The sequence below is a fragment of the Streptomyces netropsis genome (genome assembly GCF_014203545.1).
Classification (GTDB): domain Bacteria; phylum Actinomycetota; class Actinomycetes; order Streptomycetales; family Streptomycetaceae; genus Streptomyces; species Streptomyces netropsis.
The window spans coordinates 1-1,490 of the sequence record NZ_JACHJG010000041.1; the positions used below are offsets into that span (position 1 = coordinate 1).

General features: G+C 65.6%; 1 protein-coding gene. It reads left to right on the forward strand.

Going from position 1 to position 1,490, the window contains the following annotated elements:
* Positions 1-45: 45 nt before the first annotated feature.
* On the forward strand, positions 46-1,490 hold a 1,445-nt coding region (locus tag FHS38_RS34775), incomplete at its 3' end, for a glyceraldehyde-3-phosphate dehydrogenase (protein ID WP_184740597.1).

The following is a 1,490-nucleotide window of genomic DNA, read 5'->3' on the forward strand; positions in this document are numbered from 1 at the left end:
CGGCGGGTTAGCATATGAGCGCCGCCTAGCTCGAAAGATGGACCTGTGACTGTCAATGACGACGCGTTCACTAACTGGAAGAGCCGCGAGGAGATCGCGGAGTCGATGATCCCGATCATCGGGAAGCTGCACCGGGAACAGGACGTCACCATCCTGCTCCACAGCCGCTCCCTGGTGAACAAGTCGGTGGTCAGCATCCTCAAGACCCACCGCTTCGCCCGCCAGATAGCCGGCGGAGAGCTCTCGGTCACCGAGACCCTGCCGTTCCTCCACGCCCTCACCACACTCGATCTCGGCCCGTCCCAGATCGACATCGGCATGCTCGCCGCGACACACAAGACCGACACCCGCGGCCTGTCGGTGGAAGAGTTCACCGCCGAAGCCGTCGCCGGCGCCACGGGCGAGAACAAGACCGAGCGCTCCGAGGGCCGCGACATCGTCCTCTACGGCTTCGGCCGCATCGGCCGCCTCGTCGCCCGCCTCCTCATCGAGAAGGCCGGCTCCGGCAACGGCCTGCGACTGCGCGCCATCGTCGTCCGCCAGGGCGGCGCCCAGGACATCGTCAAGCGCGCCTCACTCCTGCGCCGCGACTCCATCCACGGCCAGTTCCAGGGCACGATCACCGTCGACGAGACGAACAGCACGATCATCGCCAACGGCAACGAGATCAAGGTCATCTACGCCGGGGACCCCTCCGAGATCGACTACACCGCCCACGGCATCAAGAACGCCATCCTCATCGACAACACCGGCAAATGGCGCGACCGCGAGGGCCTGTCCAAGCACCTGCGCCCCGGCATCGACAAGGTCGTCCTGACCGCCCCCGGCAAGGGCGACGTCCCCAACATCGTCCACGGCGTCAACCACGACACGGTCAAGCCCGACGAGCGGGTCCTGTCCTGCGCCTCCTGCACCACCAACGCGATCGTCCCGCCACTGAAAGCCATGGCAGACGAATACGGCGTCCTGCGCGGCCACGTGGAAACCGTCCACTCCTTCACCAACGACCAGAACCTGCTCGACAACTACCACAGCGCCGACCGCCGCGGCCGCTCCGCACCGCTCAACATGGTCATCACCGAAACCGGTGCCGCCTCCGCCGTCGCCAAAGCACTCCCCGACCTCAAGGCACCCATCACCGGCAGCTCCATCCGCGTCCCCGTACCCGACGTCTCCATCGCCATCCTCAGCCTCCGCCTCGGACGCGAAACCACCCGCGAAGAAGTCCTCGACCACCTCCGCAACGTGTCACTCACCTCCCCCCTCAAACGCCAGATCGACTTCACCACCGCCCCCGACGCCGTCTCCAGCGACTTCATCGGCTCACGCCACGCCTCCATCGTCGACGCCGGCGCCACCAAAGTCGACGGCGACAACGCCATCCTCTACCTCTGGTACGACAACGAATTCGGATACTCCTGCCAAGTCATCCGCGTCGTCCAACACATCACCGGAATCGAATACCCCACCTACCCCACACCCACCACCTA